General features: G+C 48.8%; 25 protein-coding genes. 15 read left to right on the forward strand and 10 right to left on the reverse strand.

Features of this window, described 5'->3' with window-relative positions; translation table 11 throughout:
- The first annotated feature begins 3 nt into the window (after positions 1 to 3).
- The 4 genes from pstC to ACFVRY_RS02935 all read left to right on the forward strand — a co-directional run bounded on the left by pstC (position 4) and on the right by ACFVRY_RS02935 (position 3,379).
- Positions 4 to 900, forward strand: a complete 897-nt coding sequence (gene pstC / locus ACFVRY_RS02920) for a phosphate ABC transporter permease subunit PstC (protein WP_066369576.1) — start codon at positions 4 to 6, stop codon at positions 898 to 900.
- A complete protein-coding gene (gene pstA, locus ACFVRY_RS02925) occupies positions 897 to 1,793 on the forward strand; it encodes a phosphate ABC transporter permease PstA (RefSeq protein ID WP_066369567.1) in 897 nt (298 codons plus the stop codon). The genes pstC and pstA overlap by 4 nt, the downstream gene beginning before the upstream one ends.
- 43 nt (positions 1,794 to 1,836) lie before the next feature.
- Complete coding sequence (pstB, locus tag ACFVRY_RS02930) at positions 1,837 to 2,613, forward strand: phosphate ABC transporter ATP-binding protein PstB (RefSeq protein ID WP_066369557.1); 777 nt, start codon at positions 1,837 to 1,839, stop codon at positions 2,611 to 2,613.
- Positions 2,614 to 2,776: 163 nt separating this feature from the next.
- On the forward strand, positions 2,777 to 3,379 hold the full coding sequence (locus tag ACFVRY_RS02935) for a nitroreductase family protein (RefSeq protein WP_387497079.1): 603 nt from the start codon (positions 2,777 to 2,779) through the stop codon (positions 3,377 to 3,379).
- Between the two features lie 684 nt (positions 3,380 to 4,063).
- Here the strand turns inward: ACFVRY_RS02935 and ACFVRY_RS02940 are convergent.
- Complete coding sequence (locus ACFVRY_RS02940; RefSeq protein ID WP_387497082.1) at positions 4,064 to 4,552, reverse strand: hypothetical protein; 489 nt, start codon at positions 4,550 to 4,552, stop codon at positions 4,064 to 4,066.
- A 53-nt stretch (positions 4,553 to 4,605) separates the two neighbouring features.
- The gene (locus ACFVRY_RS02945) at positions 4,606 to 5,259 is read right to left on the reverse strand and encodes a TetR/AcrR family transcriptional regulator (RefSeq protein ID WP_387497085.1); all 654 of its coding nucleotides are present in this window, start codon (positions 5,257 to 5,259) and stop codon (positions 4,606 to 4,608) included.
- A gap of 244 nt (positions 5,260 to 5,503) precedes the next feature.
- Between ACFVRY_RS02945 and ACFVRY_RS02950 the strand changes: the two genes are divergently transcribed.
- From ACFVRY_RS02950 to ACFVRY_RS02960, 3 genes are read left to right on the forward strand one after another with little or no spacing between them, the layout of a single operon-like run.
- The gene (locus ACFVRY_RS02950; protein WP_387497088.1) at positions 5,504 to 6,217 is read left to right on the forward strand and encodes an MBL fold metallo-hydrolase; all 714 of its coding nucleotides are present in this window, start codon (positions 5,504 to 5,506) and stop codon (positions 6,215 to 6,217) included.
- A 4-nt stretch (positions 6,218 to 6,221) separates the two neighbouring features.
- Positions 6,222 to 6,812: a TetR/AcrR family transcriptional regulator gene (locus tag ACFVRY_RS02955; RefSeq protein ID WP_387497091.1), complete on the forward strand. Its 591-nt coding sequence runs from the start codon at positions 6,222 to 6,224 to the stop codon at positions 6,810 to 6,812.
- A gap of 42 nt (positions 6,813 to 6,854) precedes the next feature.
- Complete coding sequence (locus ACFVRY_RS02960) at positions 6,855 to 7,544, forward strand: AlkZ-related protein (protein ID WP_387497093.1); 690 nt, start codon at positions 6,855 to 6,857, stop codon at positions 7,542 to 7,544.
- Between the two features lie 108 nt (positions 7,545 to 7,652).
- Here the strand turns inward: ACFVRY_RS02960 and ACFVRY_RS02965 are convergent, their stop codons facing one another.
- The 3 genes from ACFVRY_RS02965 to ACFVRY_RS02975 all read right to left on the reverse strand — a co-directional run bounded on the left by ACFVRY_RS02965 (position 7,653) and on the right by ACFVRY_RS02975 (position 10,647).
- Positions 7,653 to 7,829, reverse strand: a complete 177-nt coding sequence (locus ACFVRY_RS02965; protein ID WP_387497096.1) for a hypothetical protein — start codon at positions 7,827 to 7,829, stop codon at positions 7,653 to 7,655.
- Between the two features lie 324 nt (positions 7,830 to 8,153).
- Entirely contained in the window at positions 8,154 to 9,383 is a 1,230-nt protein-coding gene (locus ACFVRY_RS02970) for an aminopeptidase (protein WP_387497099.1), read from the reverse strand.
- Between the two features lie 31 nt (positions 9,384 to 9,414).
- Positions 9,415 to 10,647: an aminopeptidase gene (locus tag ACFVRY_RS02975; RefSeq protein WP_387497102.1), complete on the reverse strand. Its 1,233-nt coding sequence runs from the start codon at positions 10,645 to 10,647 to the stop codon at positions 9,415 to 9,417.
- Positions 10,648 to 10,816: 169 nt separating this feature from the next.
- Here ACFVRY_RS02975 and ACFVRY_RS02980 point away from each other — a divergent pair, with 169 nt between their 5' ends.
- Positions 10,817 to 11,083, forward strand: a complete 267-nt coding sequence (locus tag ACFVRY_RS02980; protein ID WP_387497105.1) for a hypothetical protein — start codon at positions 10,817 to 10,819, stop codon at positions 11,081 to 11,083.
- A gap of 78 nt (positions 11,084 to 11,161) precedes the next feature.
- Here ACFVRY_RS02980 and ACFVRY_RS02985 read toward each other — a convergent pair whose 3' ends face one another.
- Entirely contained in the window at positions 11,162 to 12,508 is a 1,347-nt protein-coding gene (locus ACFVRY_RS02985) for a TrkH family potassium uptake protein (protein ID WP_387497107.1), read from the reverse strand.
- A 209-nt stretch (positions 12,509 to 12,717) separates the two neighbouring features.
- Here ACFVRY_RS02985 and ACFVRY_RS02990 point away from each other — a divergent pair, with 209 nt between their 5' ends.
- Positions 12,718 to 13,236, forward strand: a complete 519-nt coding sequence (locus ACFVRY_RS02990) for a GNAT family N-acetyltransferase (RefSeq protein WP_387497109.1) — start codon at positions 12,718 to 12,720, stop codon at positions 13,234 to 13,236.
- Between the two features lie 170 nt (positions 13,237 to 13,406).
- Here the strand turns inward: ACFVRY_RS02990 and ACFVRY_RS02995 are convergent, their stop codons facing one another.
- Positions 13,407 to 14,723 (reverse strand): hemolysin family protein, encoded by a 1,317-nt coding sequence (locus tag ACFVRY_RS02995; RefSeq protein ID WP_387497112.1) that lies wholly within the window; start codon positions 14,721 to 14,723, stop codon positions 13,407 to 13,409.
- A 145-nt stretch (positions 14,724 to 14,868) separates the two neighbouring features.
- On the opposite strand from ACFVRY_RS02995, the gene ACFVRY_RS03000 reads away from it, so the two are divergent.
- The 5 genes from ACFVRY_RS03000 to ACFVRY_RS03020 all read left to right on the forward strand — a co-directional run bounded on the left by ACFVRY_RS03000 (position 14,869) and on the right by ACFVRY_RS03020 (position 22,329).
- The gene (locus tag ACFVRY_RS03000; RefSeq protein WP_387497115.1) at positions 14,869 to 15,630 is read left to right on the forward strand and encodes a DUF1836 domain-containing protein; all 762 of its coding nucleotides are present in this window, start codon (positions 14,869 to 14,871) and stop codon (positions 15,628 to 15,630) included.
- A gap of 90 nt (positions 15,631 to 15,720) precedes the next feature.
- Positions 15,721 to 16,923 carry an MFS transporter gene (locus ACFVRY_RS03005; protein WP_387497741.1) on the forward strand — a complete coding sequence of 401 codons (1,203 nt, stop codon included), beginning with the start codon at positions 15,721 to 15,723 and terminating at the stop codon, positions 16,921 to 16,923.
- Positions 16,924 to 17,045: 122 nt separating this feature from the next.
- Positions 17,046 to 18,809: a TerB N-terminal domain-containing protein gene (locus tag ACFVRY_RS03010; RefSeq protein WP_387497118.1), complete on the forward strand. Its 1,764-nt coding sequence runs from the start codon at positions 17,046 to 17,048 to the stop codon at positions 18,807 to 18,809.
- 8 nt (positions 18,810 to 18,817) lie between these two features.
- Positions 18,818 to 20,137, forward strand: a complete 1,320-nt coding sequence (locus tag ACFVRY_RS03015; protein WP_387497121.1) for an ATP-binding protein — start codon at positions 18,818 to 18,820, stop codon at positions 20,135 to 20,137.
- The gene (locus tag ACFVRY_RS03020) at positions 20,134 to 22,329 is read left to right on the forward strand and encodes a DEAD/DEAH box helicase (RefSeq protein WP_387497124.1); all 2,196 of its coding nucleotides are present in this window, start codon (positions 20,134 to 20,136) and stop codon (positions 22,327 to 22,329) included. Before ACFVRY_RS03015 ends, ACFVRY_RS03020 begins: the two co-directional genes overlap by 4 nt.
- A gap of 127 nt (positions 22,330 to 22,456) precedes the next feature.
- Here the strand turns inward: ACFVRY_RS03020 and ACFVRY_RS03025 are convergent, their stop codons facing one another.
- The 3 genes from ACFVRY_RS03025 to ACFVRY_RS03035 all read right to left on the reverse strand — a co-directional run bounded on the left by ACFVRY_RS03025 (position 22,457) and on the right by ACFVRY_RS03035 (position 24,596).
- Complete coding sequence (locus tag ACFVRY_RS03025; RefSeq protein WP_387497127.1) at positions 22,457 to 23,227, reverse strand: GNAT family N-acetyltransferase; 771 nt, start codon at positions 23,225 to 23,227, stop codon at positions 22,457 to 22,459.
- Between the two features lie 41 nt (positions 23,228 to 23,268).
- Positions 23,269 to 23,634, reverse strand: coding sequence for a hypothetical protein (locus ACFVRY_RS03030; RefSeq protein WP_387497130.1), 366 nt, complete (start codon positions 23,632 to 23,634; stop codon positions 23,269 to 23,271).
- Positions 23,635 to 23,726: 92 nt separating this feature from the next.
- Complete coding sequence (locus tag ACFVRY_RS03035; RefSeq protein WP_387497131.1) at positions 23,727 to 24,596, reverse strand: helix-turn-helix domain-containing protein; 870 nt, start codon at positions 24,594 to 24,596, stop codon at positions 23,727 to 23,729.
- A gap of 257 nt (positions 24,597 to 24,853) precedes the next feature.
- Here ACFVRY_RS03035 and melA point away from each other — a divergent pair, with 257 nt between their 5' ends.
- Positions 24,854 to 26,152: an alpha-glucosidase/alpha-galactosidase gene (gene melA / locus ACFVRY_RS03040; protein ID WP_387497134.1), complete on the forward strand. Its 1,299-nt coding sequence runs from the start codon at positions 24,854 to 24,856 to the stop codon at positions 26,150 to 26,152.
- Positions 26,153 to 26,237 lie beyond the last annotated feature (85 nt).

Below are 26,237 nucleotides of genomic sequence, written 5' to 3' on the forward strand. Positions count from 1 at the left end.
AAGGTGAAAGCAAACAAATCTCGTATTGAAAAACATCATATAGAAGATTTCATCGGACGTACTTATATGTCCTTTTGCGTAACGCTATTAATTGTCATCATTGTATCAATGGTGTATTTTGTGGCGTCCAAAGGTCTGTCCACCTTTATTAGTGGGACTACAAGCGTATCCGAGTTCTTCTTTGGTACCAAATGGTCGCCGGACGGGGATACACCATCTTTCGGTGCACTTCCGTTTATTTCCGGGTCGTTCCTGGTTACTCTACTCGCAGCATTGATTGCTAGCCCGCTCAGTATCTGTGCAGCATTGTTTATGACCGAAATCGTTCCAGGTTGGGGAAAAAAACTGCTTCAGCCAGTTATTGAGCTGTTGTCCGGTATTCCTTCCGTAGTATACGGCTTTGTTGGCTTAAGCGTAATTGTGCCACTGCTTCGCAATATCTTTCCGGGCCAGGGCATCGGGGTGGCTGCAGGCGCACTTGTCTTATCGGTTATGATTCTACCGACAATTACGAGCGTGGCTGCAGATGCATTGTCTTCTTTGCCGCAAAATTTGAAGGAATCTTCGTTTGCGCTTGGAGCTACCCGGTGGCAGACGATTTCTCGCGTCATCATACCTACAACCCTGCCCGCGATTATGACAGGGGTAGTACTAGGGATGGCTCGCGCCTTTGGCGAGGCCCTTGCTGTACAAATGGTTATTGGTAACGCGCCGTTCGTTCCGCGCTCGCTGTTCGAATCGGCTTCTACCCTGACGAGTGTCATTACACTTGGAATGGGCAATACCACTATGGGCTCACCGCACAATAATGCGCTGTGGAGCATGGCACTGGTTCTTATGTTGATGACATTTGTATTCGTCTTCCTCGTAAGACTGCTTGAAAGGAGAAATAAAATTTGAAGCCGAGAACCGCTGACAAAATCGCTACCACGCTTATTGTGTTTTTCGCACTACTTATTGTAGGTATCCTAGTTGCATTGTTAGGCTACATTCTAATGCGCGGGATTAGTCATATCAGTTGGGACTTCCTGACCTCCGCACCTCAGAAAATCCGGGCAGGCGGAGGAGTCGGGCCGCAGCTATTCAACTCAATATTCTTGCTGTTCTTGACCCTTCTGATTACAGTACCTCTGGGTCTGGGCGCAGGAATTTTCATGGCAGAGTATGCACGTCCTGGCAAGCTTACCGCATTCATCCGCTTGATCGTAGAGGTTCTGTCCTCATTCCCGTCGATCGTAGTGGGTTTGTTCGGGCTCCTGCTGATCGTGAACTATTTCAACCTCGGATTCTCTCTGATATCGGGTGCGCTGGCATTGACGGTATTCAATCTGCCACTAATGGTGCGGATTACGGAGCAGGCCTTCCGCACGGTTCCAAAACAGCAGAAAGAGGCAGGGTTTGCGCTTGGATTGTCCAAATGGAAAATCGTAACCTCAGTCCTGTTCCCTGTAGCTTTGCCAACGATTATCACAGGAACAATCCTGTCGGCAGGCCGGGTGTTTGGAGAAGCAGCAGCACTGATGTTCACCGCAGGAATGAGCAGTCCACGTCTTGATTTCGGGAACTGGAATCCACTCAGCACGTCTTCGCCGCTGAATCCATTCCGGCCCGCAGAGACGCTTGCGGTACACATCTGGAAAATAAATAGTGAAGGCTTGGCTCCCGATGCGGTACAAATCGCTGCCGGAGCTTCGGCTGTGCTGGTTATTACTGTATTGATCTTTAACCTGGCCGCGCGTTACTTCGGCCGCTTTATTTACCGTAAACTCACAGCTTCTAAGCGTATGAACTAGCAGGTATACCAATTAGATCAGAGAATAGTAGGAGGAGTAAGCGATGGGAGCAACAGCAACCGCTAGCAAAAATTCTTTTCAGACCGAACAATTGAGTATTTTTTATGGGTCTTATGAAGCCGTTAAAGGAATCAGCCTACCTTTCCCGGAAAACACGGTAACTGCACTCATCGGTCCTTCGGGCTGCGGTAAATCCACCTTTCTTCGTTCGCTCAACCGGATGAATGACGAGATTTCGGGTTCCACTTCCAAAGGCAGCATCTGGATTGACGGCGTAGATATCAACGCTCCAGGTACAGATGTAATCAAGTTGCGGCAAAAAATCGGGATGGTTTGGCAGAAGCCAAATCCATTCTACAAATCCATCTATGACAATATTGCCTTCGGACCAAAGTATCATGGCATTAAAGGTAAGCAGGCATTGGATGAGATCGTGGAGAGCAGTCTGCGCCGTGCCGCCCTGTGGGACGAAGTGAAAGATCGTCTGAAGGATTCGGCCCTGGCACTTTCGGGTGGTCAGCAACAGCGTCTGTGCATTGCACGTGCGTTGTCTGTTAATCCGCAAATTCTGCTGCTGGATGAGCCAGCGTCAGCATTGGACCCTGTATCTACAGGGAAGGTCGAGGAATTGATCAAAGAGTTGAGAGAGGACCTGCGGATTGTTATCGTTACGCACAACATGCAGCAGGCTGCACGTATTTCGGATTACACCGCTTACTTCTACCTCGGTTCTTTGGTTGAACATGACAAGACGGAGAAGGTCTTCTCCAACCCTGAGAATCAAATGACACAGGAATACATAATGGGCCGTTTTGGCTGATTATTATGAAGTGGAAAACACCGCTCTGCTGGAGCGGTGTTTTTTTGTTATACGGTTAATAGTGATTGTCATGAAAATAAGGTTATTTGCAAAGTAAGCAAGGATCATGTATGATAATTGATAATCATTCTCAACTATTTTGTTTAACCAGGAGGAACTATTTATGACGGAATCACAATCGACATCTGCAAATAGCATTGCTGCTATAATCAAGGAACGTCGCTCTATCAAACAATTCAAGTCTGACCCACTGCCGGAAGGGCTACTTGAAGAACTTCTGAATGTTGCAGTATGGGCTCCAAACCACGGACTGCGTGAGCCATGGCGCTTTATCGCGTTTAAGGGAGAAGGGGCAAAGTTTCTCGGTGATGCAGCTTTTTCTTTGATCAAGCGTGGGGCGGCTGATCCTGACTTTGCAGCTAAACGTAAAGAATATCTCTCCAACATTCCGCTAACCATTATTGTGGTTATGCCGGAAGATCCGCGTCAGCGGGAATGGGATGATGATTATGGTGCAGTCTCTGCGTTGGTGCAGAACTTCCAGCTGGCAGCATGGGAGAAGGGTGTGGGTACGATCTGGAAGACCGACCCTTATATTTACGCACCTGAATTCCGGAGCAAGCTCGGCGTAAAGCCAGGTGAGAAGATCGTAGCCATGGTTCATGCCGGTTACCCGGAAGTCGTGCCAGCCAGCCGTCCACGGACCGAAGCTGTAGAGCTGCTGCAGGTGGTTGACAGCTATCCGGAGAGTGGAAGCCTGGAGTAGAATTGTGGAAAAAGAATAACCGTCTGAGTCCACGTTACATGATCCGAACAAAAGAAATTAACAAAAAGCGAAGATGAGCGAACGGGGGGAGTTTGGAACTGTAGGCGCAAAGTGCTAGGCTGGAAGCTTTCCATACGAAAGCTAGCACCGGAACATAGACTGTCGACAACAAGACCTATAATCCATGGTTGTTCAAATCCAGCGATTTCAATAGAAGCGATATATTCCCCTTCACCAGTCGTTTTAACTGTGAAAAAAGGGGGCACTTCCCCAACTAACGGCATTTTTGCACCTTATTTTCCTTTAATATAGTTGAATGAGGAAAATAAGGGCATATATGTATCTTATTTTTCGAAAAAGCACGCTGAACGGGGCATTCTAGAAGATTTAAGGTACAATATTGCACTTAATCTCCATTAACCCTTAGTTGAAGAGAATTTAAGGTACGAAAATGCCGTTAATTTCACTTCGATCCTTCTTATATAAGCTCTCTTTTTTATTGGCTATGTTTGTTTGATAATGCGTTCTATATAGACGATCAATTAAACTGTCACCCCCTGAACACACAGGGGGTTTCTTTATTTTCTATTTTACATAGGCCATATATATGGGGAGTTCGAACGAACAATCAGATTCTAATTTTCTATTGTTTCTAGTTTTCGATTATTACAAATTCTTGAGGGTTTAGGCGATATACGCGCTAATTTGTTGCAGACTACCTTGGGACAACCTCAGGAAGCGCTCGAATAAAAGGGTAACAGTGGCTAAGAGCTCATGATCTTGATCCAAGTCTTTAAAAGTAGCGTCACTCCAGTCAACACCTAAGCTGCGGTTCCTCATTTCAAGAACCTCTTTGGTTTCGTCAAGCAGGGTGATCATGGAAGTATCGCTGAAGAACCGCAAGCCATCTGTCACACCAGACCAATACCCCGGTGTATCTAGCAAAATAGATATCCAAGCATAATACTCACTGACCGAGTTTTTAGCATGATCGTACAATACTCTAAACATGCACAAGGCCTGTTGTCCCGTGGTGAGTTGAGATATTACTTGTGTTTTTACGGTCATGTCTTTTCCGCGAATTTGTAGAAAGGTTGGTTCCATGCATATCCACCCGAGTCTTTCATCATCCAATGAATCGAAATCATGTTGCTTCACTGTTACTAATGTCATTTAATCGCTCCTTTTTTTGACTATCATGTGTGTCAATCATAAGGGTGAAAAAATTACTGAGGTCTCACTACCGCTACAGCCGATTCAATCACTTGCTCTAGAAGCATCTCTAGCTGTTCTTTCATCGCAAGCTCCGAAGCCCCTTGAGCGAAGAGATCTTGTTGTAACTTGTCTAAATAATTCATCCCTTGTGAAACAGCACCCCAAAACTGCATAGCCATAAGGCTGGCATTCCCCTGACGAATCGTCTTTTGAATGATGCCTATCTCAACGGCATGGGTCATCGGCTGCAAGAAGCTTTTCATCCACTCGAACGGAGAGAAGGGTTCATCCGTATAAAAGTAATGCACATCCATACTGATTCGCATATAAAAGCGGGAGACTGCAGGTTCATCCAGAACTTGCTTACAGACTATTCGTGCATACTGGCTAAACAGTTCAAGTGATGAACCCTCTTGCTCGAAATGGGACTTTGTAAAACGTTGCGTTCTGTCCATCATGTACTCGTAGAGTTCGCGAAACAAGTTTTGTTTGTTTTTGAAATAGTGGTAAACCAGTCCGCGCGCCATACCTGCCCGTTCCGCTACTTCACCGATCTCAGCTGCCACGTAACCTTTTTCAGCATAAACGAGAATGGCTGCCTGCAAGATCTCTTGTGAACGCTGCTTACGGATTTCTTCATTTTGTTCTTTTGTACGTGGTGACATGTTGCGGATCCCTCATTTTCATTGACATTCGTGACAATCAAAAATATAAAGGATATTCAAAATATTATCAATTAAAATCATCTAATAACACGCAATGACATCCGCTGACACCCACCGAAGCCGATTAACTTGCCGGCAGCAGCAAATCTCTGGCCTATAGTCAAGAAATAATAATTGCTCTTGAAAAACTAATCATATTAGTTTATATTATAACTAATGATATTAGTTTTAGGGAGGAATACACATGAGAGTATTACAAGAGGGACATTTGCTACAATTGACCTGGATGCCATCCTTTTTTCCGGTGAATTGCTATTTGGTCGAAGAAGAAGACGGATTGACACTGATTGATGCAGCAATGCCGTTTAGTGCTAAAGGGATTATTGGCACAGCGGAGAAGCTGGGGAAGAAGATTAACCGTATTATATTGACTCATGCCCATGGCGACCATGTCGGGGCGCTGGATGAGGTAGCGGAGCATTATGCAGACGCTAAGGTGTATATCTCCGAGCGGGATGCTGCCTTGCTCCGAGGGGACCGCTCACTCCGGGCAGATGAGCCGCAGACCCCGATCAAGGGTAGTGTGCCTAAGAAGATCACCACCAAACCGGATGTACTGCTTCAGGAAGGGGATATGATTGGCTCGTTAAAAGCAGTTAGCACACCCGGCCATACCCCGGGTTCGATGTCTTTCATCGATCAGCGCAGCGGTGCCGTTATCGTCGGTGATGCGGTCCAGATGTTCAGAGGGTTTGTCGTATCAGGAACAATAGTACCACTATTTCCGTTCCCGGCGCTGGCTACTTGGCACAAGGAGATAGCTCTCTCGAGTGCCCGCAAGCTGTTACAGCTCAAGCCCTCTCTTATTGCTGCTGGGCATGGTAACTGGATGGAAGATCCAGCCAATGAGCTGCAACGGGCAATCCTCCGGGCAGAGAAAGCTTTAGGGAAGGGGTGAACGTATGTCTCCAAGAGCAGGATTAGATGTCGATATACTCGTCCGAGCCGCAGCAGAGATTGCTGACGAGGAGGGCATTGAAGAGGTGACGCTGGCACGCCTGGCAGCTAGACTGGGTGTCCGGTCGCCTTCGTTGTATAATCATATCCATGGTTTACAGGGTCTACGCACCCAATTAGCCATCTATGGACTGGGGGAGCTATATACAGCGGTAGCTTCCGCAGCGGAGGGATTAAGCGGTGATGAAGCGATTCAGGCGATGGGCCGCGCCTATGTCGAGTTTGCAAGAAGCCGTCCGGGTCTGTACAAAACGACGCTGTCCTCCCCAGATCCGAATAACGCTGAGCTTGTGGCGGCCAGCGAGCGTATTTTATCCCTGATTATTAATCTGTTGCAGGGTTATAATCTGGGTAAGGAAGGCGAGATACATGCCGTACGTGGCCTTCGTAGCATTCTGCATGGTTTTGCCTCCATTGAGCAGGAGGGCGGCTTCGGGATGCCGCTGGATTCTAGCGTTAGTCTATCCCGCCTCATTACTGCGTTCATCACAGGGATCGGGCAGATGAACATTCCAGGCAAGCATGAATCTAGATAACGAGCCTTTGTCAGACACGTACATGGAAAAGGAGCGTATGAAATGGAAAACAACGTTGTTCAATCCATCATTACAACATTTGAAGATGCGGCAGATTTGCTGGAAAAAGTGGGGATCTTGCCCCTAGCTACCTTGATCCCCGATCATCCATCCTTGAATGGTGTTACTAAGACTGAGAACTGGCATAGCGACACTGAGCTGGACCCCTGGAAGTGGAGAGTGAAATTTCCGGGCGAAGGATTAGCAGGCTATGGCAAGTTCATCAAGAAGAAAGCTGTGTTGGTCTCTCGGGAGTGGTTCCCTGCTTATGTGGCTGCCGCCGGTAGTAGTTTGCCGCTAGAAGAACGTTATAACGATGGATTAGCCAGTAGAGAGGTGCTGAAGCTGCTCCAGATTATACGAGAGGAGCAGGGGATCGAGACACGCAAACTGCGTGCTGATGCGGAAATGAAGGCCAAGGAGAACAAGACCCCTTTTGATAACGCAGTTACTGAGCTTCAAGGATCTCTGGATATTGTGATTTCGGGAGTGAAGGAACGGGTAAACGCAGAAGGGGAGCAGAATGGCTGGAACAGCACCTCGTATGAAACGGTTGCTCATTGGATGGAGGAGAACGGGATTACTCCTTTTAACGGTAATCGGGAAGAGGCTATCCAGTGGCTGCATTCCAGGATGGCAGAGGTCTGGACACCGTCCGCAATCGCCTGGATGAACAAGACTATGTCTTGGTAAGACGTACCGAAAATACACGGTATACGTAAAAAACGGCTAGTAACGCTCCATTTCGGAAGCATTATTAGCCGTAAGCGCTTTCTATAGAAAAACGTAAAGACTGTTTCATTACAGCATAGGACCCAGATAGGCTGTAAGGAAATACAGTAACCCGAAGAACAACATGACATAAGCCGTGTACTTGATGGCATTGGAGGCAGTGATACGTGGATCGACAGATTCTTGAACCAGGACCTGTTCTTGTTCCTTCGCTTCGAAGTCTTCAGACAGCGGGTCTCTCATCATGATAATCTCCTCCTTGGAAGTTGAAGCCTTAACTGTATTGTGACATATCTGTGAACTAATATCAACAAATATGTGGCTATAGTTTGAACAAATATTTAAATTTAAGTTATTTATGGGCTTTTGACGGAAAATAATTCTTGACAATAGATGTTTTGCTACAGACTGAAAGGCTTCTCTCGTACACATAAGGCCAACCTTTGATCTTAAGTTGAACAGATTGATATCCCATAAATTTGCAGTGCAAGGGTGAAAAAGCACAATAAAAAGCCAGCCGGACACAAATTTGTGTCTGACTGGCTTTTTATTATCCTGTGCCAAAAGTGATTATGCCCAGTTGCCGTTGCGGAAAATCGGCTCGGCTTTGCCGTCATCCGTAATTCCGTCAATATTCATTTCCGGTGAACCCATCATGAAATCGACATGGGTAAGACTTTGGTTCATGCCTTTGGCGGCCAAATCTTCCTTCGTCATCTTGATGCCATCTTGTAACGTAAAGGCATAAGCTGCGCCCAAAGCCAGGTGGCATGAAGCATTCTCGTCATAGAGGGTTGTGTAATATAGAATACCGCTCTCTGAAATCGGAGAATGGAAGGGTACAAGCGCCACTTCACCGAGGTAGGAGGCACCTTCATCCATTGCTAATAGCGCAGCGAGCGTTTCTTGACCTTTTTCGGCCGTGAAATCAGTTACCTTGCCATTCTCAAGTGTCAGTGTAAAGTTGTCGATAATATTGCCGCCATAGCTGAGTGGCTTCGTACTGCTAACGGTACCATTGACACCATTCTTCGAAGGTGCGGTGAACACCTCTTCTGTAGGGATATTGGCCAGGAAAGGAACTCCGCGGCCATTTACTGCTCCAGCTTGACACCAGATATGACCTTCCGGCAGCTCGATGGTCAGATCAGTTCCCGGCGAAGTGTAGTGCAGCTTGTGGAACTTGCGATCATTAAGGAACGTACAACGCTCTTTCAAGCCGTCCAGATGCAGGGTCCATGCTTCAACCGGATTCTCCTGATCGGCGCGTACTGCTTTGAAGAATGCCTCCCATAGTAAGTCGACTTGCTGATCCGCAGGCGCTTCAGGGAACACCTTCGCCGCCCATGAAGGGGATGGGAAGGCTACAATGCTCCAGCTTGCAAAATTGTTCATCAGCATCTCACGGTACGCCGCCATCGCCTGCCCGCTCGTCCGCTGATTGTTGGCAATACGCTCTGAATCTACTCCGGCCAGCAAGTCCGGGTCTACAGAGACGATATTCAGAAATGCTGCACCGTTCTTGGCGAGGTCCTCCAGCTCATCGGCTTGCCATTTTGGCGGCAATAGGAAAGATTCCGATGGTGCCAGATCATAACGAGTACGAGTAACTACCTCGTCGCTGTAATTGACCTTTACCAACTGGGCTCCAGCTTCATAAGCGTTGCGTACGACGAGACGTACCAATTCTGCCGAGGTGATGTCGGCATTGACGACCAGCGTCTGTCCTGGCTGAATATTCACTCCGATTTTTACAGCTAGCAGTGCGTAATTCTCCAGCTTTTGCTTGAAACTCAACATGACATCCTGTCCCCTTATCCTTTAAATTCGTTTAAAAAGCCCAGTTACCTTTGAGGAAAACAGGTTCCCGAGTACCGTCTTCGGATATTCCATAAATATCCATATCGCCAGAGCCGATCATGAAGTCGACATGCGTAACACTGGAGTTCAGTCCGTGAGCAATTTGCTGTTCTTCGTCCATCTCTTTGCCACCCTCCAGACAGAAGGCATAGGCCATGCCGATAGCCAAGTGGTTAGAGGCATTCTCGTCAAACAATGTATTGTAGTAGAGGATGTTGGATTCCGAAATCGGGGAGTGATGTGGAACCAATGCCACTTCCCCGAGATATTTGGCGCCTTCATCCATGCTGATTAGATGTTCCAGGGACTCTTGGCCTTTCTCCGCGCTTACGCTAACAATCTTGCCGTTCTCAAAAGTCAGGGAGAAGTTGTCAATAATGTTGCCTCCGTGGCTAAGCGGTTTGGTGCTGCTAACGACTCCGTTTACACCGGTCTTAAGTGGAGCTGTAAAGACCTCTTCGGTAGGAAGGTTGGCGACGAAGCTGTGACCTTTCGCGTTGATGCTGTCACCCTGAGCCCACAAATGACCTTTTGGAAGCTCGATGGTCAGGTCGGTACCAGGTGCTATGTAATGCAGTTTTTTATATTTTTTGGCGTTTAGCACATTTGCTTTGTTCTCCAAATTGTCCAGATGCACATGCCAAGCGGCAATCGGATCTTCCTGATCAATGCGTACGGTATGGAAAATAGCTTCCCATAGCTGTGCTACACGTTCTTCTGCTGGCAGTTCAGGGAACACTTTGTCTGCCCAAGGCTGGGAAGGAACGGCAATGACATTCCAGCTAATCTTATCCGACATTTGGTAAGCACGGTATTTGGCCAGTGCGGCGCCGCGTGTTTTCTGGAAATTAGCAATACGTTCCGGATCAATGCCTTTCAGCGCGTCCGGGTTCTCTGAGATGACTGCCATCACGGCTGCTCCGTTCTCAGCGAACTCGGTCATCTCACCAGCATACCAGGTTGGAGCCTTGGTAAAGGTCTCCGGTGCAGCATACTCAAAAGTCTGACGGGTAATGCTCTCATCACTCCAGTTCACCTTAACCAGGCTGGCACCAACGCCATAGGCTTTCTCAGCCACAAGACGGACGAATTCCGCTGCGGTGATGGGAGCGTTAATAACCAAGGCTTGCCCTGGTTGAATGTTGACGCCAATCTTGACTGCAAGCTCGGCATATTTGTTAAGCTTTGTTTGAAAATCGCTCATATAGATTTCCTCCATTTACCTTTAATCTAATGCTTTACAAGGGTTGTCTTAAATTATTAACCGCCGGATGAAAAAAGTCAATTATGCTAAGGGAAGGCGGGATTTGCTTTCATTTCAATGCTATACTGGTGTAGTGAAGCAACAATCATTGGAAAGGGTGTTTATTAGGATGACAGCTGAGATTGTAAGCGCGGAAATGCGCCGCAGCGAGGATGGAAGTTTTGTAGGGAGAACGGTATTTACATTGGAGAATCATACTGCTCCGTATGAGATTACGTTCTATAGTAAAAGGGGGAGCGAGTGGGATTACAGCCTCAGCTTTGCCGGAGAGCCGGGAAGTGAGGAGCAATTTCTTCAGACGGATACCTTGCTGGAGGAGAACGATGAAATCTTCAATCAGCTGTTAGATGCAGCTATTGAAGTTCAGGAAGTATAGGAAGGGTAAAGTAATAACTTGGATGCAGGTGCAGTTATCTATTCTTACCTGCGCCGCATCCAAGTTAGCACTTATATTTTAACCAATAGTAATATTTCCTTCAGGATAACGGTACAACTCTTTACTCTTCTTCGGCTTCAAGGCGTAGGCGAGTGTGAGTGGCCCGATCCGTCCAACGAACATCAGGATGATGATGAGCGCTTTGCCGGTCGTGGTTAGCTCAGGAGTAAGGCCCATCGTGATGCCAGAAGTTCCAAACGCCGATACCGCTTCAAAGAGCACAGCAAGGAAGCTTGCTCGCTCTGTCACGGACAGCAGCATCGTAGCCATTACCACAAGCATCAGGGATAGCAGGGTCATGGTAATCGCCCGGTAGACGTTGTCTTTCGAGATACGGTGGCGGAACATAATGATATCTTCTCTGCCCCGCAATCGTGCATATACGGCACTAGCAAGAATCGCAAAGGTTGTAATCTTGATCCCTCCGCCCGTTGATCCCGGAGCCGCGCCGATAAACATCAGGAGAATCAGCAGAAAATGAGTGGATTCCCGCAGCAACGGAATATCGATGGTAGTCACCCCGCCTGAACGTGGTGTTACAGCTTGAAGAAATGAGGCCATTACCTTACCGCCCGCATGAAGTGGCTTCAGGGTATGGTTCAGCTCCAGCCCGAAAAAGATAACTGCCCCAAGCCCAATTAATACAGCGGAAGCAGACAATACAACCTTGGAGTGCAGCGTAAGGCGTCTGCGCTTGCGGAAGTCTATCACATCAGCCATGACGATAAATCCAATCCCGCCCAGAAAAATGAGCAGCATCGAAATAATATTGACTATAGGATCTTCTACGTACCTGGTCAGTCCACTGAACGGACCGTGAATATCCCCGAAGAGATCAAAGCCTGCATTGTTAAAGATCGAGATACTATGGAAGATCCCGTAATATACAGCTTTTCCTATTGGCATATCCAGCATAAACCGACCAGCCAGCAGAATAGCACCAGATAGCTGGATCACGAGTGAATAGAGCAGAACTCTGCGAATGAGAAGGACAATGCCCTGCATAGAGTTCTGATTCATGGATTCTTGCAGTAACAGGCGTTCTTTGAGGGATATGCGCTTATTCAGAACCAGCGTAATGAGTGTGGCCATGGTGACGAATCCCAATCCACCGAATTGAAACAGCACCAGAAGAACAATCTGTCCGAATGTGGTCAGCTGGGTTCCTGTATCAATCACAGCTAGTCCTGTTACACAGGTGGCAGAAGTAGCCATGAACAGAGCATCAATGAAGTGAATCCTTCCCGTTGTCGATGAAGCTGGCAAGCATAGCAGGGTGGTCCCTACTGCGATTAGCAGCAGAAAGCCGAGTGATAATATTTTGGGTGGCGTAAGTTTAGGACTGCCTAAGTTAAGATTGGCCAATGTAATTCTTCTCCTGACGGTTCATAATGGAAAGTTGCTGACCAGATTATAACACAACTCCGCAGAGCTTCACTAAGCACAGGAGGAAAAAGGTGTATTTTATCGAATTGTAATCAGATTGGCGAGAGACATTGATGCAGCGTATGATTTTGTGATGTCCAGTGGAGCAGAAATACTGACGGACATTAAGAATGACCGGGGGAGTGAAAATGATGGTTACACTAAGAGTACTACATCCAGGCGATGCCGAAGAACTGCTGAACCTGCAACACCGTCTGGATCAGGAATCTTCATTTATGCTACTTGAGCCGGATGAGCGAAGGACCACGGTAGATCAGTTGGTGGACATGCTCACGAGTGTGGCAGCTTCAGATACCTCGGTGCTGATCGGAGCCGAAGCAGAAGGCAGTCTAGTTGGTTATCTGTCTGTGCGAGGAGGGAATGTCCGGCGGAACAGTCATAGTGCCTATATTGTCATTGGTATTCTCCAAGAATACCAGGGTCTCGGCATTGGAAGTGGATTATTCCGGGAAGTGGACACTTGGGCTGCGGAGAATGGGATCGTTCGACTAGAACTAACTGTAATGACTCATAATGAAAAAGCGGTGGCGTTGTATCAAAAGAGTGGTTATTCCATTGAGGGAACCAAGCTAAAATCGCTTAAAGTGGACGGGCAATGGGTGGATGAATACTATATGAGCAAACTTTTAAGTAATGATGAGAATTAATGAGTATACATACATAGGATCAGTCAGTGTAAGGGATCGTGGGTAGATTCGAAGTAATACGGAGTAGTAGGACTAAACCAGAGCAGGGCTGATTCAGCAATTGAAAAAGGGTTGAGCAGAAGTGTAATCTGCCCAACCCTTTTTATATTATTAATAGTTAATCACATAAATTATAAGATTTCTTGTTCCTCAGACGATGCTGTCTCAATAAGGATCTCCACCTTGCGAATACGGTGTCTGTTCATCTCCCGTACGATCAGGGTCGCATGTTCTAAAGCTACACTTTGGCCGACAGCGGGATCGCTCAAGTGACTGTACAGCCAGCCTCCGATGGTAGTAACTTCTTCATAACCGAAGTCAAGACCCGTAATCTCTTTTACTTCCAGGAGAGAGACCTTACCGTCGAACAGGTAGTCATTGTCAGCAAGCTTCTCCACATTCTTGCGTTCGTCACCGTCGAATTCATCGCGGATCTCCCCGACAATCTCCTCAAGAATATCCTCGATCGTGATAAGTCCCGATGTGCCGCCGTATTCATCAAGCAGAAGGGCAATATGCACACGCTCGACCTGCATACGAGTCAGGAGCGTTTTGACCGGAGTAACTTCGGACACAGTCAGTACTGGCTGAATGAGGCCCTTAAAGTCAAAGTCAGGATTATTATCATATTGCAAGAAAAGCTGCTTCGTATTGATCATACCGATGATATTATCTTTGTTGCCTTCCGCCACAGGAAAACGGGTATACTGTTCCTTACGGATAATATCCAAATTCTCCAGCAGAGAATGATTGGTGAACAAGCAGACCATATCTGTCCGGGGAACCATGATTTCACGGGCTAGCATTTCGTCAAAAGCGAAAATCCGGTTAACATACCCGTATTCCGCTTTGTTGATTTTGCCACTCTCGTAGCTCTCGGACAGAATTAGACGAATCTCTTCCTCCGAATGGGCGTCTCCATGTTCGCTGGCCGGCTTCATACCGAACAAACGGACCAGAAGATTAGCGGAACCGTTCATGAGCCAAATCAACGGGTACAAAATTCTGTAGAACCAAATAATCAGTGGGGCTGTAATTTGTGCAATTTTCTCCGGTACATTAATAGCAGCAGTCTTCGGTGCAAGTTCACCGACAACGACGTGCAGGAATGTCGCCACCAAGAAGGCGAGTGCAAAGGCAAGCGGTTTACTCACACTCTCACTGAGACCGATCCAGTGAAATATCGGAAACAGCAGATGCTCGAAAGCAGGTTCTGCCAGTGCTCCGATACCGAGTGCGGTGATTGTAATCCCGAGCTGACAGGCAGACAAATATCCGTCTAGATTAGCGGCAACCTTTTGTACGGAGATAGCGTTCTTGCGTCCCTCAATCACCATTTGGCTAATCTGGCTGCCTCTCAGTCTTACCATTGCAAATTCCGTTGCTACAAAAAAAGCGGTGAAAATAATTAAAATAGCCACCAACGTCAAACTAAGTCCTATACCCATATAATCTTTACCATCCCTTTCGTTCCTTAAATAGGTTATACTCATATTATGAGTTCTTATGAACCAATTTTACGAACTTTTCGCTGAAATATCAAATGTAAGTGATTTACATTATTTTTGAAGGGAAACAAGGAGGGATACTGACATGGAGTCATTCACATTGACCCGTATCGAAATGTCCTGTCTTCTGCTCTCGCTCACCGGTGTTTCGCCGCAGAAACCGCTGAATATCCTGCAGGAAGCCTGGACTAAATTTCATCATGATGAGGTACGGAGTGGTACGACGCTGCCGGCCTTTTTGTCTACTGATATTCCACCTATCCTGCATAAGATCATCAAAGGAGGGACTGTTAAGGGCCTTTCCCTTGGAGAGATCGCAGCACTGGGTCATCTGATTGAGTATTCGAACCTTTCGGTTACAGCGATGCAGAACTGGGTGAAGCGCGACTTTAAAGAATATTTAGGTTCTCCAAAAGCAGGGAAGAAGTATTCATTTAACCAAGCAGCACTGCTGTTTATGATAGATGATCTGAAATCAGCACTTGATTTTGAGAGCATTCGTCAGCTTTTCCAGCTGTTATTTCTGATGCCGGAGCGCGATGATGATGATCTCATTGAACCTGCGCAGATGTACTCTTCTTATGCCGGTCTTTTTGAAGAAATCAAGAGTAATCCTGTGCTGCATACCCAAAGAATCGGGGGACGGGATCTGCACAAGAATACCTGGAAGGACAGCTCGCTCGCCAGAGCAACGGAAGGCATCCTGACCCGGTTGAATCATCTAAGCAAAACCCAGCGGGAAATGGTACAGAACGCGCTGCTGGTAGCCGCCATTTCTGTACAGACCTGTTACTTCCAGTCGCTGGCCAAACAGTATTTTAATGCGGTGTTATTCCTTGATTTTTGAACACTTCGATTCTAAAATGTGTATGAGCAATAATCAGGGTAAGATTTAACAGTCGAGAGATTGGAAAGTGGGGGCATGAACGTGAATCAAATGACGCTGCTGCGGAATCCGAAGCAACGAAAGCTGCTGTTCAGCGCGGGATTAAGCTGGATGTTCGACGCGATGGACGTGGGGATGATTTCTTTTGTCGTTGCGGCATTGGCCAAGGAATGGAAGCTCGGGCCGGAGCAGATTGGACTTTTAACTAGTATCAACTCTATTGGAATGGCTGTGGGAGCAGCGGCAGCGGGAATCTTGGCGGACCGTTTTGGGCGGAAATCGGTGCTGCTGTGGACATTGTTGATTTTCTCTGCGGCGAGCGGACTTTCCGCTTTTGCCTCAGGATTTGCTATCCTGTGTGTTCTTCGGTTTGTAGCTGGATTTGGGCTTGGCGGAGAGCTGCCAGTAGCCTCTACTTTGGTATCAGAGAGCATGCCTGCCAAAGAGAGAGGCCGTGCCGTGGTGCTGCTGGAGAGCTTCTGGGCATTAGGCTGGATTCTTTCTGCGCTAATTGCTTTCTTCGTCATTCCTGATTACGGTTGGCGTGTAGCCTTTGCAATTGGGGCTGTTCCAGCGCTATATGCTCTTTATCTTCGGCGGGCGATTGACGATTCTCCCAGGTTTGCAGAAATCCGGAAAGCGCCAGTCTCTCTGAAGAGTCGTATAGCTACTGTCTGGTCATCGGAATATCGTCGTTCGACGATCATGCTCTGGATCTTGTGGTTCACGGTCGTCTTCTCTTATTACGGTATGTTCTTGTGGCTGCCTACAGTTATGGTGCTCAAGGGCTTCAGTCTGGTCAAAAGCTTCGAGTATGTGCTGATCATGACATTAGCCCAATTGCCGGGCTACTTCACTGCCGCTTACTTTATAGAGAAGTTCGGCCGCAAGTTCGTGCTGGTGATTTATCTGCTGTTCACGGCAGTCAGCGCTGCCTGGTTCGGTAACGCCACGACGGAAGGGATGTTGATGGCAGCGGGTATTTGCCTGTCATTCTTTAATCTTGGTGCCTGGGGTGGCATGTACGCCTACACGCCGGAGTTATATCCAACGTCTATTCGTTCGACAGGGGCAGGCTTAGCTACTTCTTTTGGACGGATCGGGGGGATTATCGCCCCACTGCTGGTCGGGATGCTGGTAGCAAGATCCGTGGAGATCAGCTCTATCTTTATGCTGTTCTTCGCAACGATCATCGTAGGTGCTGTTGCGGTGTTGTTGCTAGGTAAAGAAACCAAAGGAATAGAGCTGGAATAAAGCAGGCTGCGCTGCGCGCATTACAAGAAGACCTTGAGTAAGCATGGAGACGGTTCTTTCACGATAGTGAACAGGGCCGTTTTTTCTAATATTAGCCGGGTCAAGTGGAGGGAGGAGAACATATGAGCGATGGAAAGAAGCCGCATTTCTCGGAATGGGTATGGGAAAGCACGGAGCAGAATATAGCCATTCCGCCACGGGATGCCTCAGCGGCAGCAGCCTCTGTACCGGAACGATCTGCCGTGACGAAGCCGCAGCGTTCTACCTCGAAGGAGAAGAAACCGAAATTGCCGGAGACTGCTGAACAACTGCAGCTTTGGGATGCAGAGACGCAGGAGCCTGTGACCACGACAGAGAGTGAATTCGTACAGCGGGCACGGGAACTTGTAGAGGTTAAGGGAGAGGCAGCACTCTTCGTGCCGTTCAAGAGTTACTGGCCGAACTATGGTCATATGACGGGGGCACAGAGCAAATGGTATTTCTTCTGGCGTGGTGAGGTTCGTGAGGGGCGATATCCGGCTACCGATTTGTCTTATGTTTTTCTGCATGTGTATGAATTGATTAATGGTGTTGGCTGGGATGATCCGCAGGATGGATATACGCAGTTATGCCGAATATGGGAAGCGTATCGGGATAAGTTCAAGCGACTGGATCAGTATATGGGTGGCTGGATTGCTGATTTTTCCTTCGTACATAAACTGGAGATTCCACTGTCGCTGATTGTAGCCCGTTCCCGGGGACTGGCAGGAGACCTTGCTGAACTGGAACTAATGCGCTGCCTCTCTTCGGCCAGGGAACAGTTGAGCTTTGCTGTGCTAACCTTCATGTCAGACTATGACATCAGCAAGTCCAAATTCTTCACCGGCGAAGGCCAGGAAGCTGCTGAATTATATATTCCCAAGGTTGTATCATTAATCGATGCTTATGTGATGCGAAAGCATGGACAGTCGCTGGTGGAAATGTTCCCGCCTGGGGCGCCTGTGCTAAGAGAGCGCTACCTGTTCCGTAGTGCAGTATATGATATTTCACTGTACGGTTACTCCGTGCTCGTTCCGGTAGTTCGGATCAGCAAGTCTCTTCCGCTGCGTAGTCTTGTAACACGTCTGTTCCGGTTAACTGAGAACAAACTGCGTGAGCTGATGGGCTTCCGGGGCAGGTTGAAGGGTGTGAAGCTGGATGCTGACATGGAAGAGTTGGTCTCTCAGTACCTTCAGCGGGAGTTTCATAGAGCCCAGCAGGAAGAAAAGGGACCCGCAGTTGTCATTGACGCAGAGAAGCTGGAGCGGCTGCAGGCAGACTCTGACGTTGTGCGCACTCTGCTCACCGTCCAGGATTTGGGGTATACTGAAGAGGTAGAGGCTGTAGCCTGGTCTGAACCGGGGGCAGTGAATGTTGGCGACGCATTTCTAGAAGTTAGCGGGAAGACCAATGACGAGTCACAGAGCGTTAATGCGTATGTGAATGAGAGCTATGATGAGAGTGATAAGTTATATGAATACGAGAGCAATGGTCTGAGTGAAAAGACCGGGAACGAGCGTGAGGCATCGGTCACCGCTGATGATGCTACAACGGAGTGCATAATAAATCCTGTAAGTAAGGCCTCCTCAGAAGAGGGGGACTCACGCAATGAAGAGACAGCCGAAGATTCGGAATGGGTGCCTTTTGCTGCGGCATTGAGCCCTCTCCAGCGGGACGCAGTGTTAGCCCTCATCGGGGACGGGGGTTGGCATGAGGTACAAAAGCTGGCAGCGGTCAACGGCACCATGGCTGAGCTGCTGATGGACGAAATTAACGATATCGCGATGGACATGCTTGGCGATCTGCTGATCGATGGAGAAGGGATTATGGCTGAGTATGTGCCTATGCTTTCATATTTGAAGAGGTGAATTCCTGGATGAATGAGTTGAAAATACCGAAACGGATGACGACAGCACTCGTCAACTCTCTGACTGCTGGTGTCGTGCCAAGGATCGGGTTGGAGCATATCGCTGTTGGCCGCAGGCCGGAGATCGAAGCGATTTTGCGTGATATGGACAATATTGCCGAGGGCGGAGCGTCTTTCAAGCTGATCACGGGCAAGTTTGGTAGCGGCAAAAGCTTTTTACTGCAAATGATCCGTAATTACGCGATGGATCGGGATTTTGTCGTAGCAGATGCTGATCTCTCCCCGGAACGGCGTCTGGTCGGAACGAAAGGACAGGGTCTGGCTACCTACCGTGAGCTAATGAGTCATTTATCGACCCGTACCCGGCCGGATGGCGGGGCGCTGGAGATTGTGCTGCAGAAGTGGATTCTCTCGCTTCAGCAGACTGTGATGCGGGAACAGGGCTACGGCCCGGAGCATGCCGGTCTTGGCGAAGCCGTGGAGAAGCAAATCTATGCGGTGGCTGCCGAGATGAGGGGACTGGTCCACGGCTTTGACTTTGCCAAGATACTGGCCTCCTACTGGAACGGACATAAGCTGGCCGATGATGATCTGAAGCAGGATGCGCTCCGCTGGCTGCGCGGCGAATTTGCCACAAAGACCGAAGCGCGAAAAGCCCTCGGTGTTGGTGTCATCATTGACGATGACAACTGGTACGATTACATGAAGTTGTGGGCGGAATTTACAGCGGCTATCGGGTACAAGGGGCTACTGCTGTTTATTGACGAGGGTGTCAACTTGTACAAGATTACGAATAGTATTTCACGGCAGAGCAATTATGAGAAGTTGCTCACGATGTTCAATGATACGATGCAAGGGAAGGCAGAGCATTTGGGGATTTTCCTTGGCGGGACTCCACAATTCGTCGAGGACGGACGGCGGGGCTTGTTCAGCTATGAGGCTCTGCGTTCCCGGCTTGTGGCAGGGCGGTACGCCGCAACCGGGCTGAATACCTTTACCGGTCCGATCATCGGTCTGGAGATGCTTTCACCGGAAGAAATCCTTGTTCTACTGGAGCGGCTGCGCGATATTCATGCCCTGCATTACGGGTATGAATCGACGCTTAGCCGGGAACAGCTTGTGCATTTCATGGAGGAAGCCGTCGGCAGACTAGGTGCGGAAGAGCTACTGACACCACGGGAGATCGTACGTGACTTCATGGATCTGCTGCATTCGCTGCACCAGCACCCGGAGCTGTCCTTTGAGAAGCTAGTGGGGGAAACGAAGTCCAAGGGTGACGGGACCGAGCAAAGCGAGATGGATTCGTTATTGGCGGAGTTTGAGCTATGAGTGAGAACCCTTTTTATCGGCTGGCCCCATTTATTAAGGAATTTATATATAACAATCGTTGGGAAACCCTGCGCGAGGCTCAGGTAGACGCATGCCGGGTGCTGTTTGAAACGCCGAATCATCTGCTGATTGCTTCGGGTACGGCATCGGGCAAAACAGAGGCGGCTTTCTTCCCGGCACTGACCGAGTTGTACGAGCGTCCCTCTGATTCTGTAGGAATTTTATATATCGCGCCGCTCAAAGCGTTGATCAACGATCAGTTTACTCGCTTGAACGACCTGCTGCGTGAGGGCGGAATCCCGGTGTGGCATTGGCATGGAGATGTTCCTCAGGCTGAGAAGACGAAGCTGATGCAGAAGCCGTCCGGTGTACTCCAGATTACCCCCGAATCGCTGGAAGGGCTGTTGATGAACCGCCCTAATGCCATACCGGCCCTGTTCAATGATCTGCGCTTTATCGTAATTGATGAAGTGCATGCGTTCATGGGCGGCGATCGCGGCATCCAGGTCCTTAGCCAGCTGGCGCGAATCTCGCGCATGGCAGGCTGTTCGCCGCGGAGGATCGGACTGTCGGCGACGCTCAGCGACTACGACTCCGTGACGAGATGGCTGGCGGCGGGTACCCGCCAGCCCGTCGAGATCTCGGCGCCGCAGGGCGGGCGGAAGCTCCGCCTAAGCGTCGAGCATTTCTCGTTCCCGGACGCCAGGGACGAGAAAGGGGCCGAGCAGCTTGAGCTGGCGCGGCAGTCGTATTTTGATTACATCTACGACTACACCCACCTGAAGAAAGCGCTGATCTTCACCAACAGCCGTACCGATGCTGAATCGGCGATTCTGGAGATGCGGCGGATCGCCGCGAAGCGGGGGGAACGGGATGTCTTTCACGTTCACCATGGGAGTATCTCAGCGCTGCTTCGGGAAGAGACCGAAGCAGCGCTCAGACAGGGTCCTGGACCGGCGGTGGCCGCCGCAACGTTGACCCTGGAGCTTGGTATTGATCTGGGTGAGCTGGAGCGGGTGATCCAGCTCGGCGCGCCCTACAGCTGTGCGAGCTTTGTGCAGCGGCTGGGGCGGTCTGGCCGGAGAGGCGACGCCGCCTCCGAGATGATTTTCGTCACGCCGGAGGAAGAGGACGAAGAGGCGCAGCTTCCCGCCCGCATGCCTTGGAGCCTGCTGCGGGCTATTGCGGTAATCGAGCTGTACGTACGCGAGAAATGGGTAGAGCCGCTGGTGGTGCGGAAGCTGCCGGTAGGGCTGTTATACCACCAGACGATGAGCATTCTAAAGAGTATGGGCGAGGCTGAACCGGAGGATCTAAAAGAAGCGGTGCTTAGCCTGCCGTCCTTCAGTGAGATTGTACCCGAGGATTATGATGCTTTTATAGAATATATGCTTGGTATGGGCCAGATTGAGAAGATGGAAGAAGGCAGTCTCTTGATCGGGCTTGCGGGTGAGAAGATCGTCAACAACTTCCGCTTCTATGCTGTATTCAAGGATGATGAAGAGCATGTCGTGTATAACGGAACGGAAGAGATCGGCTCTATTACAACGGTGCCGCCGCCAGGGTACTGCTTCACGCTCGCTGGCAAGCTATGGAAGGTAGAGGAGGTAGACAACCGTCACAAGGCGGTGTATGTCAAAACCTCACGTGGCAAGGTGGACACGCTCTGGCTGGGTGCTGGTGGCGATGTGCATACCCGGATCATGACTAAGATCAGGGAAGTGTTGGGTGATACGGCGTTGTACCCGTATTTGGCGCCTAGTGCGGCAGCCAGACTTGAACGAGCACGTCGTTTGGCCAAGGAGAGTGGCCTGCTGGAGCGTTCGGTGCTCCCGGCTGGCGGGGATTCGATGTTCATCCTGCCATGGGCCGGTAGCCGGCAGTTCCGTACCCTTGAACGACTGCTGAAGAATAACCTTAAAGGTCCGCTTAACCTTCGGTCCATAGTGCCGATGGAGCCTTACTACATGGTAGTTGCCGGAAAGACGGATGCCGAAGCCTTGGAAGCAGAAATCCTCGCGGAGAGCGCCGCTATATCAGACCCGCTCGGGCTGTTAGCCCTGGACGAAGCTCCGTACCTTGGGAAATACGATGAGTTTATCCCGCATGATCTGTTGCGTAAAGCCTTTTCGCTGGATGGTCTCGATCTCCCGGGTTTACTTGAAGTCCTGAAGCAGTGGAGGCGTTCCTGATAAGGGGTACTGGGGAAACGTTGGCTGAGATCAATGTAGAGAAAACAGGAGCAGTCCCTGTATAGGGCTGCTCCTGTTTAGATATGACTTAGTTTTGTACAAGTAGCCGGAAGGAATAATACCGGGATTAGTTCGTCCAGTGTACCAAGGTGACGCAGGGCACTAGTCCGAGCGACTCGGCAAGGCGGATAGAGGTATGGTTGGTTTCAAGCACATGATATCGCGGGATTCGTCCGTCCCGGTGAAGATAGAAGAGTGCGGTTTGCACGACCTTCTGTGCTAATCCCTTACCTCTCGCGGATTCCACTGTGTAGACCGCACCGATCTCCCACACTTGATCTTCATTACGGAAGGCTAGACAAGTGCTGAGCGGCGTCTCTCCCTCAAAAATAGATACAGAGAACGCTCCGCTCCGGAAATACTCTTGTATTTCCTCCAGGCTGTAGTGATTTCCCTCCCATAACGGCAGGAGGCGGTTATCCAGCAGTTCTACCCGCACAGCTTCCTGTGCAGGAATCAAATGCAAGTTGGCAGGAAGAGTGTACGTGATATATCCCCGGGCTTTAGTCAATGAAAAATGCTTGGATAATGCTGCATGGTAAGTCTCGTCCTGAAGCTTGAACACAAGCTTGGCGTCTTTTGGCACCAAGGCAAGAAGATGGGGGAACACTGTGGGGCTGCTGTATTCTATAAACACAATAAGCTCAGCTTCCGGGTAAGTTCGATGATCGTAAGCATAGGCTTCAGCAGGCAACAACAGCAGGACTCCCCGTCCCTCCGGACCCTCTACGTAGTGGCAGTTCATCGCCTGGCTGAAGTACGTCACCATTTTAAGCAGGGTGATGTTCCTGAGCGGCTGCTCACGCAAATAGTTAAGAATAGTATCACTCTGATCCATTATTGTCAGGTTCCCCTTTTCATATATGGCTGCCCGTTTAGTTACTTTTTGACATAATCTCCGGCATATTTCCCTTCATAGTAAAAGCCATCCAATTCTGCAGCAATGGCAACATCGGTCTCAACATTTCTGACTTTGTACACCTTCGTTCCTACTTCAAAGTGATTGGAAAAGGTGTCCGAGGTGAATTTGTGAGACTTTTGATTAGAGAGCTCCTCCACTGTTCCGAGTTCTTTCTCAATCTCTGCAGTTGTCTTCAGATCAAAGGAATACAGCTTTCCGTCCCATATGATAAATCTGGAAGTCCAGTCGGGGCTGCCTACGTATTGTTTTTTTGTCGCCGAGGAACAGCCAACCACCGTAATCACAAGCAGTGCTGTTACAAGTACCAAAAATATTTTTTTCATGTCAATCTCTCCTAAGCAGTATTTTAAAAATTATCTTTAATTTTATTCTTCTTTTTTTCAGAAAGCTACTGAAAATTTTCCTTCTGTTCTTCCTAGCCTCCCTCATTGCGCTTTTCCGCACGGTATTCACTTGGCGACATCCCGCTCCATTTGCGAAACTGCTTGGAGAAATACAATGCATCATTAAAACCGACAGAAGAAGCTACTTGATCAATGGTCAGATGACCGCGAAGCAGTTCTTCGGCTTTGTTCATACGTACTTTCATCAAATATTGCTTAGGCGACATCCCGGTCCTGACCTTGAAGGCTTTGGACAGGTGAGCCCGGTGATAGCCGAGGGAGGAGGCCATATGATCAATGTTGACCTGCTGATGGTACTCAAAGGTAATCCAGCGTATGGCCTGATCGATCTGCCGGTCGATGATGCTGGGCATCGCTTGAGACGGAACAGACAGTGTACTGCGGTTGTCATAACCAAACTGATGAAGGAGCAGACGCAGCCAGCCGGAAGCCTCCAGACTTTCCAATTGCGGATACGGCGATTGTTGAAAGGAAAGTCGGGTCTTCTCGTACAGATAACTTAATTCCGGCAAATGTTCGGAGTGAATGACTGGCTGCTCTTTGGTAATCCCGACTCTGCTGAGCAGTGACGGGACAGCATCGCCCCTAAGGCCGACCCATGCGTAAGACCATGGTTTGAGCGTGTCGGCCTGATAGCAGAACAAAGTACCTGGAAAGATAATGAAAGTGTCTCCTGAACTGCAGGGATGAACCTTTCCGCTTGCGCTCTGAAAGGTACCTTCTCCATCAAAGACCGTATGGATCAGATAATAATCGTGGACAGACGGACCGACCTTATGACCGGGAACCGGTGAAGCTTCGCCACTGAACAATACGGTCAAATCTGGTTCGTCCGGTATCAGGTTAAACCCAGATGTATAAAATGAATGTTCTGGAATCATAACGTAAAGCCGCCTCCTGGATATTTGGAAATAGAACCAGAGACCATTATAACAAATTATGATTCATGCAACAAAAATCCATATGTCTCTTGTATTTCTCCATACTCAATCGAAGCGTGCTAATTTATAGTGAATATAGAAAAGAGCGACGCTGAATGCCTGATTTTACTGCATTTTAAGGTGAATTACTCCTTGTGATGCAACAGAATAAATAATGAATGCAGTCTTCAGTGTATACATTCGAAGGAGGATTTCACATGTCCAAAATTACATTTATCGGTGCAGGCAGCACCGTGTTTGCCAAGAACGTATTGGGTGATTGCATGAGAACACCCGCCCTGCAAGGTTTTGAGCTGGCTTTGTTTGATATTGATCCGATTCGTCTTGCCGATTCGGAGAACATGCTGAATAATATTAAATCTTCCCATGGATCGACTTGTGTAGTCAAAGCCTACAGTGACCGCAAAGAAGCACTGCGCGGCGCTAAATATGTAATCAATGCGATTCAGGTCGGCGGTTTCGATCCTTGTACAATTACTGATTTCGAAATTCCGAAGAAGTATGGTCTTCGTCAGACTATTGCAGATACAGTCGGTATCGGCGGGATTTTCCGCAACCTCCGCACCATTCCTGTCATGCTGGATTTCGCCGCAGATATCCGGGAAGTCTGTCCGGATGCCCTGTTCATGAACTATACGAACCCGATGGCAGTGCTCACTAATGTCATGAGCACGTACGGTGGTGTGAAGACGGTTGGTCTGTGTCACAGCGTACAGCATTGCGTTCAGGATTTGCTCAGGGATCTTGGCATGGATCATAAGGGTGTTCAGGGCAAGATTGCCGGTATCAACCATATGGCTTGGTTACTGGAAGTGACCAAGGATGGGGAAGACCTGTACCCGGAAATTAAACGCCGGGCGGCAGAGAAGCAGAAGGAGCCCCACCATGACATGGTTCGTTATGAGATGATGCTGAAATTCGGTTACTATATCACCGAATCTTCTGAGCACAACGCAGAGTACCATCCGTATTTTATCAAGCGTAACTATCCTGAACTGATTGAGCGCTTCCAGATTCCACTGGATGAGTATCCGCGCCGTTGCGTAGAGCAGATTGGAAACTGGAAGAATATGCGTGAAGATTTGGTCAATAACCCAGGCCTTCAGCATGAACGCTCCGCTGAATATGCATCTTACATCATGGAGGCTATTGAGACGAATGTGCCGTTCAAAATCGGCGGCAACGTCATGAATACTGGCTTAATTACCAACTTGCCTAGAGAAGCCTGTGTTGAGGTGTCATGTCTGGTTGATGCCAGCGGCATTACACCAACATTTGTAGGCGATCTTCCGCCACAATGCGCGGCACTGAACCGTACCAATATCAATACCCAATTGCTGACGATTGAAGCAGCCATCACACGCAAGAAGGAACATATCTATCATGCAGCAATGCTGGACCCGCATACCTCAGCCGAGCTGTCGATGGATGATATCATCAGCATGTGTGATGATCTGATCGAAGCACATGGAGATTGGCTGCCGGAATACAAATAATCTTTAAGAATAAGAATGCCACAAGGACAGGATACTATTCCCATTCGGGAAAAATCCTGTCCATTTTTTTGCCCGTTTGTGCCCG

Source organism: Paenibacillus sp. NPDC057934, from assembly GCF_042887565.1.
Lineage (GTDB): Bacteria > Bacillota > Bacilli > Paenibacillales > Paenibacillaceae > Paenibacillus_AQ.

Excerpts from the sequence above, each read along its gene's own strand:
- ACFVRY_RS02980 (WP_387497105.1), top strand. The coding sequence starts at position 10,817 with ATGACAGCTGAGATTGTAAGCGCGGAAATGCGCCGCAGCGAGGATGGA.
- melA (WP_387497134.1), top strand. The coding sequence starts at position 24,854 with ATGTCCAAAATTACATTTATCGGTGCAGGCAGCACCGTGTTTGCCAAG.
- ACFVRY_RS02975 (WP_387497102.1), bottom strand. The coding sequence starts at position 10,647 with ATGAGCGATTTTCAAACAAAGCTTAACAAATATGCCGAGCTTGCAGTC.
- ACFVRY_RS03000 (WP_387497115.1), top strand. The coding sequence starts at position 14,869 with ATGGAGTCATTCACATTGACCCGTATCGAAATGTCCTGTCTTCTGCTC.
- ACFVRY_RS02965 (WP_387497096.1), bottom strand. The coding sequence starts at position 7,829 with ATGATGAGAGACCCGCTGTCTGAAGACTTCGAAGCGAAGGAACAAGAA.
- ACFVRY_RS02970 (WP_387497099.1), bottom strand. The coding sequence starts at position 9,383 with ATGTTGAGTTTCAAGCAAAAGCTGGAGAATTACGCACTGCTAGCTGTA.
- ACFVRY_RS03015 (WP_387497121.1), top strand. The coding sequence starts at position 18,818 with ATGAATGAGTTGAAAATACCGAAACGGATGACGACAGCACTCGTCAAC.
- ACFVRY_RS02990 (WP_387497109.1), top strand. The coding sequence starts at position 12,718 with ATGATGGTTACACTAAGAGTACTACATCCAGGCGATGCCGAAGAACTG.
- pstB (WP_066369557.1), top strand. The coding sequence starts at position 1,837 with ATGGGAGCAACAGCAACCGCTAGCAAAAATTCTTTTCAGACCGAACAA.
- ACFVRY_RS03030 (WP_387497130.1), bottom strand. The coding sequence starts at position 23,634 with ATGAAAAAAATATTTTTGGTACTTGTAACAGCACTGCTTGTGATTACG.
- ACFVRY_RS03025 (WP_387497127.1), bottom strand. The coding sequence starts at position 23,227 with ATGGATCAGAGTGATACTATTCTTAACTATTTGCGTGAGCAGCCGCTC.
- ACFVRY_RS03005 (WP_387497741.1), top strand. The coding sequence starts at position 15,721 with ATGACGCTGCTGCGGAATCCGAAGCAACGAAAGCTGCTGTTCAGCGCG.
- ACFVRY_RS02995 (WP_387497112.1), bottom strand. The coding sequence starts at position 14,723 with ATGGGTATAGGACTTAGTTTGACGTTGGTGGCTATTTTAATTATTTTC.
- ACFVRY_RS03010 (WP_387497118.1), top strand. The coding sequence starts at position 17,046 with ATGAGCGATGGAAAGAAGCCGCATTTCTCGGAATGGGTATGGGAAAGC.
- ACFVRY_RS02950 (WP_387497088.1), top strand. The coding sequence starts at position 5,504 with ATGAGAGTATTACAAGAGGGACATTTGCTACAATTGACCTGGATGCCA.
- ACFVRY_RS02935 (WP_387497079.1), top strand. The coding sequence starts at position 2,777 with ATGACGGAATCACAATCGACATCTGCAAATAGCATTGCTGCTATAATC.
- ACFVRY_RS03020 (WP_387497124.1), top strand. The coding sequence starts at position 20,134 with ATGAGTGAGAACCCTTTTTATCGGCTGGCCCCATTTATTAAGGAATTT.
- ACFVRY_RS02940 (WP_387497082.1), bottom strand. The coding sequence starts at position 4,552 with ATGACATTAGTAACAGTGAAGCAACATGATTTCGATTCATTGGATGAT.
- ACFVRY_RS02960 (WP_387497093.1), top strand. The coding sequence starts at position 6,855 with ATGGAAAACAACGTTGTTCAATCCATCATTACAACATTTGAAGATGCG.
- ACFVRY_RS03035 (WP_387497131.1), bottom strand. The coding sequence starts at position 24,596 with ATGATTCCAGAACATTCATTTTATACATCTGGGTTTAACCTGATACCG.
- ACFVRY_RS02945 (WP_387497085.1), bottom strand. The coding sequence starts at position 5,259 with ATGTCACCACGTACAAAAGAACAAAATGAAGAAATCCGTAAGCAGCGT.
- ACFVRY_RS02955 (WP_387497091.1), top strand. The coding sequence starts at position 6,222 with ATGTCTCCAAGAGCAGGATTAGATGTCGATATACTCGTCCGAGCCGCA.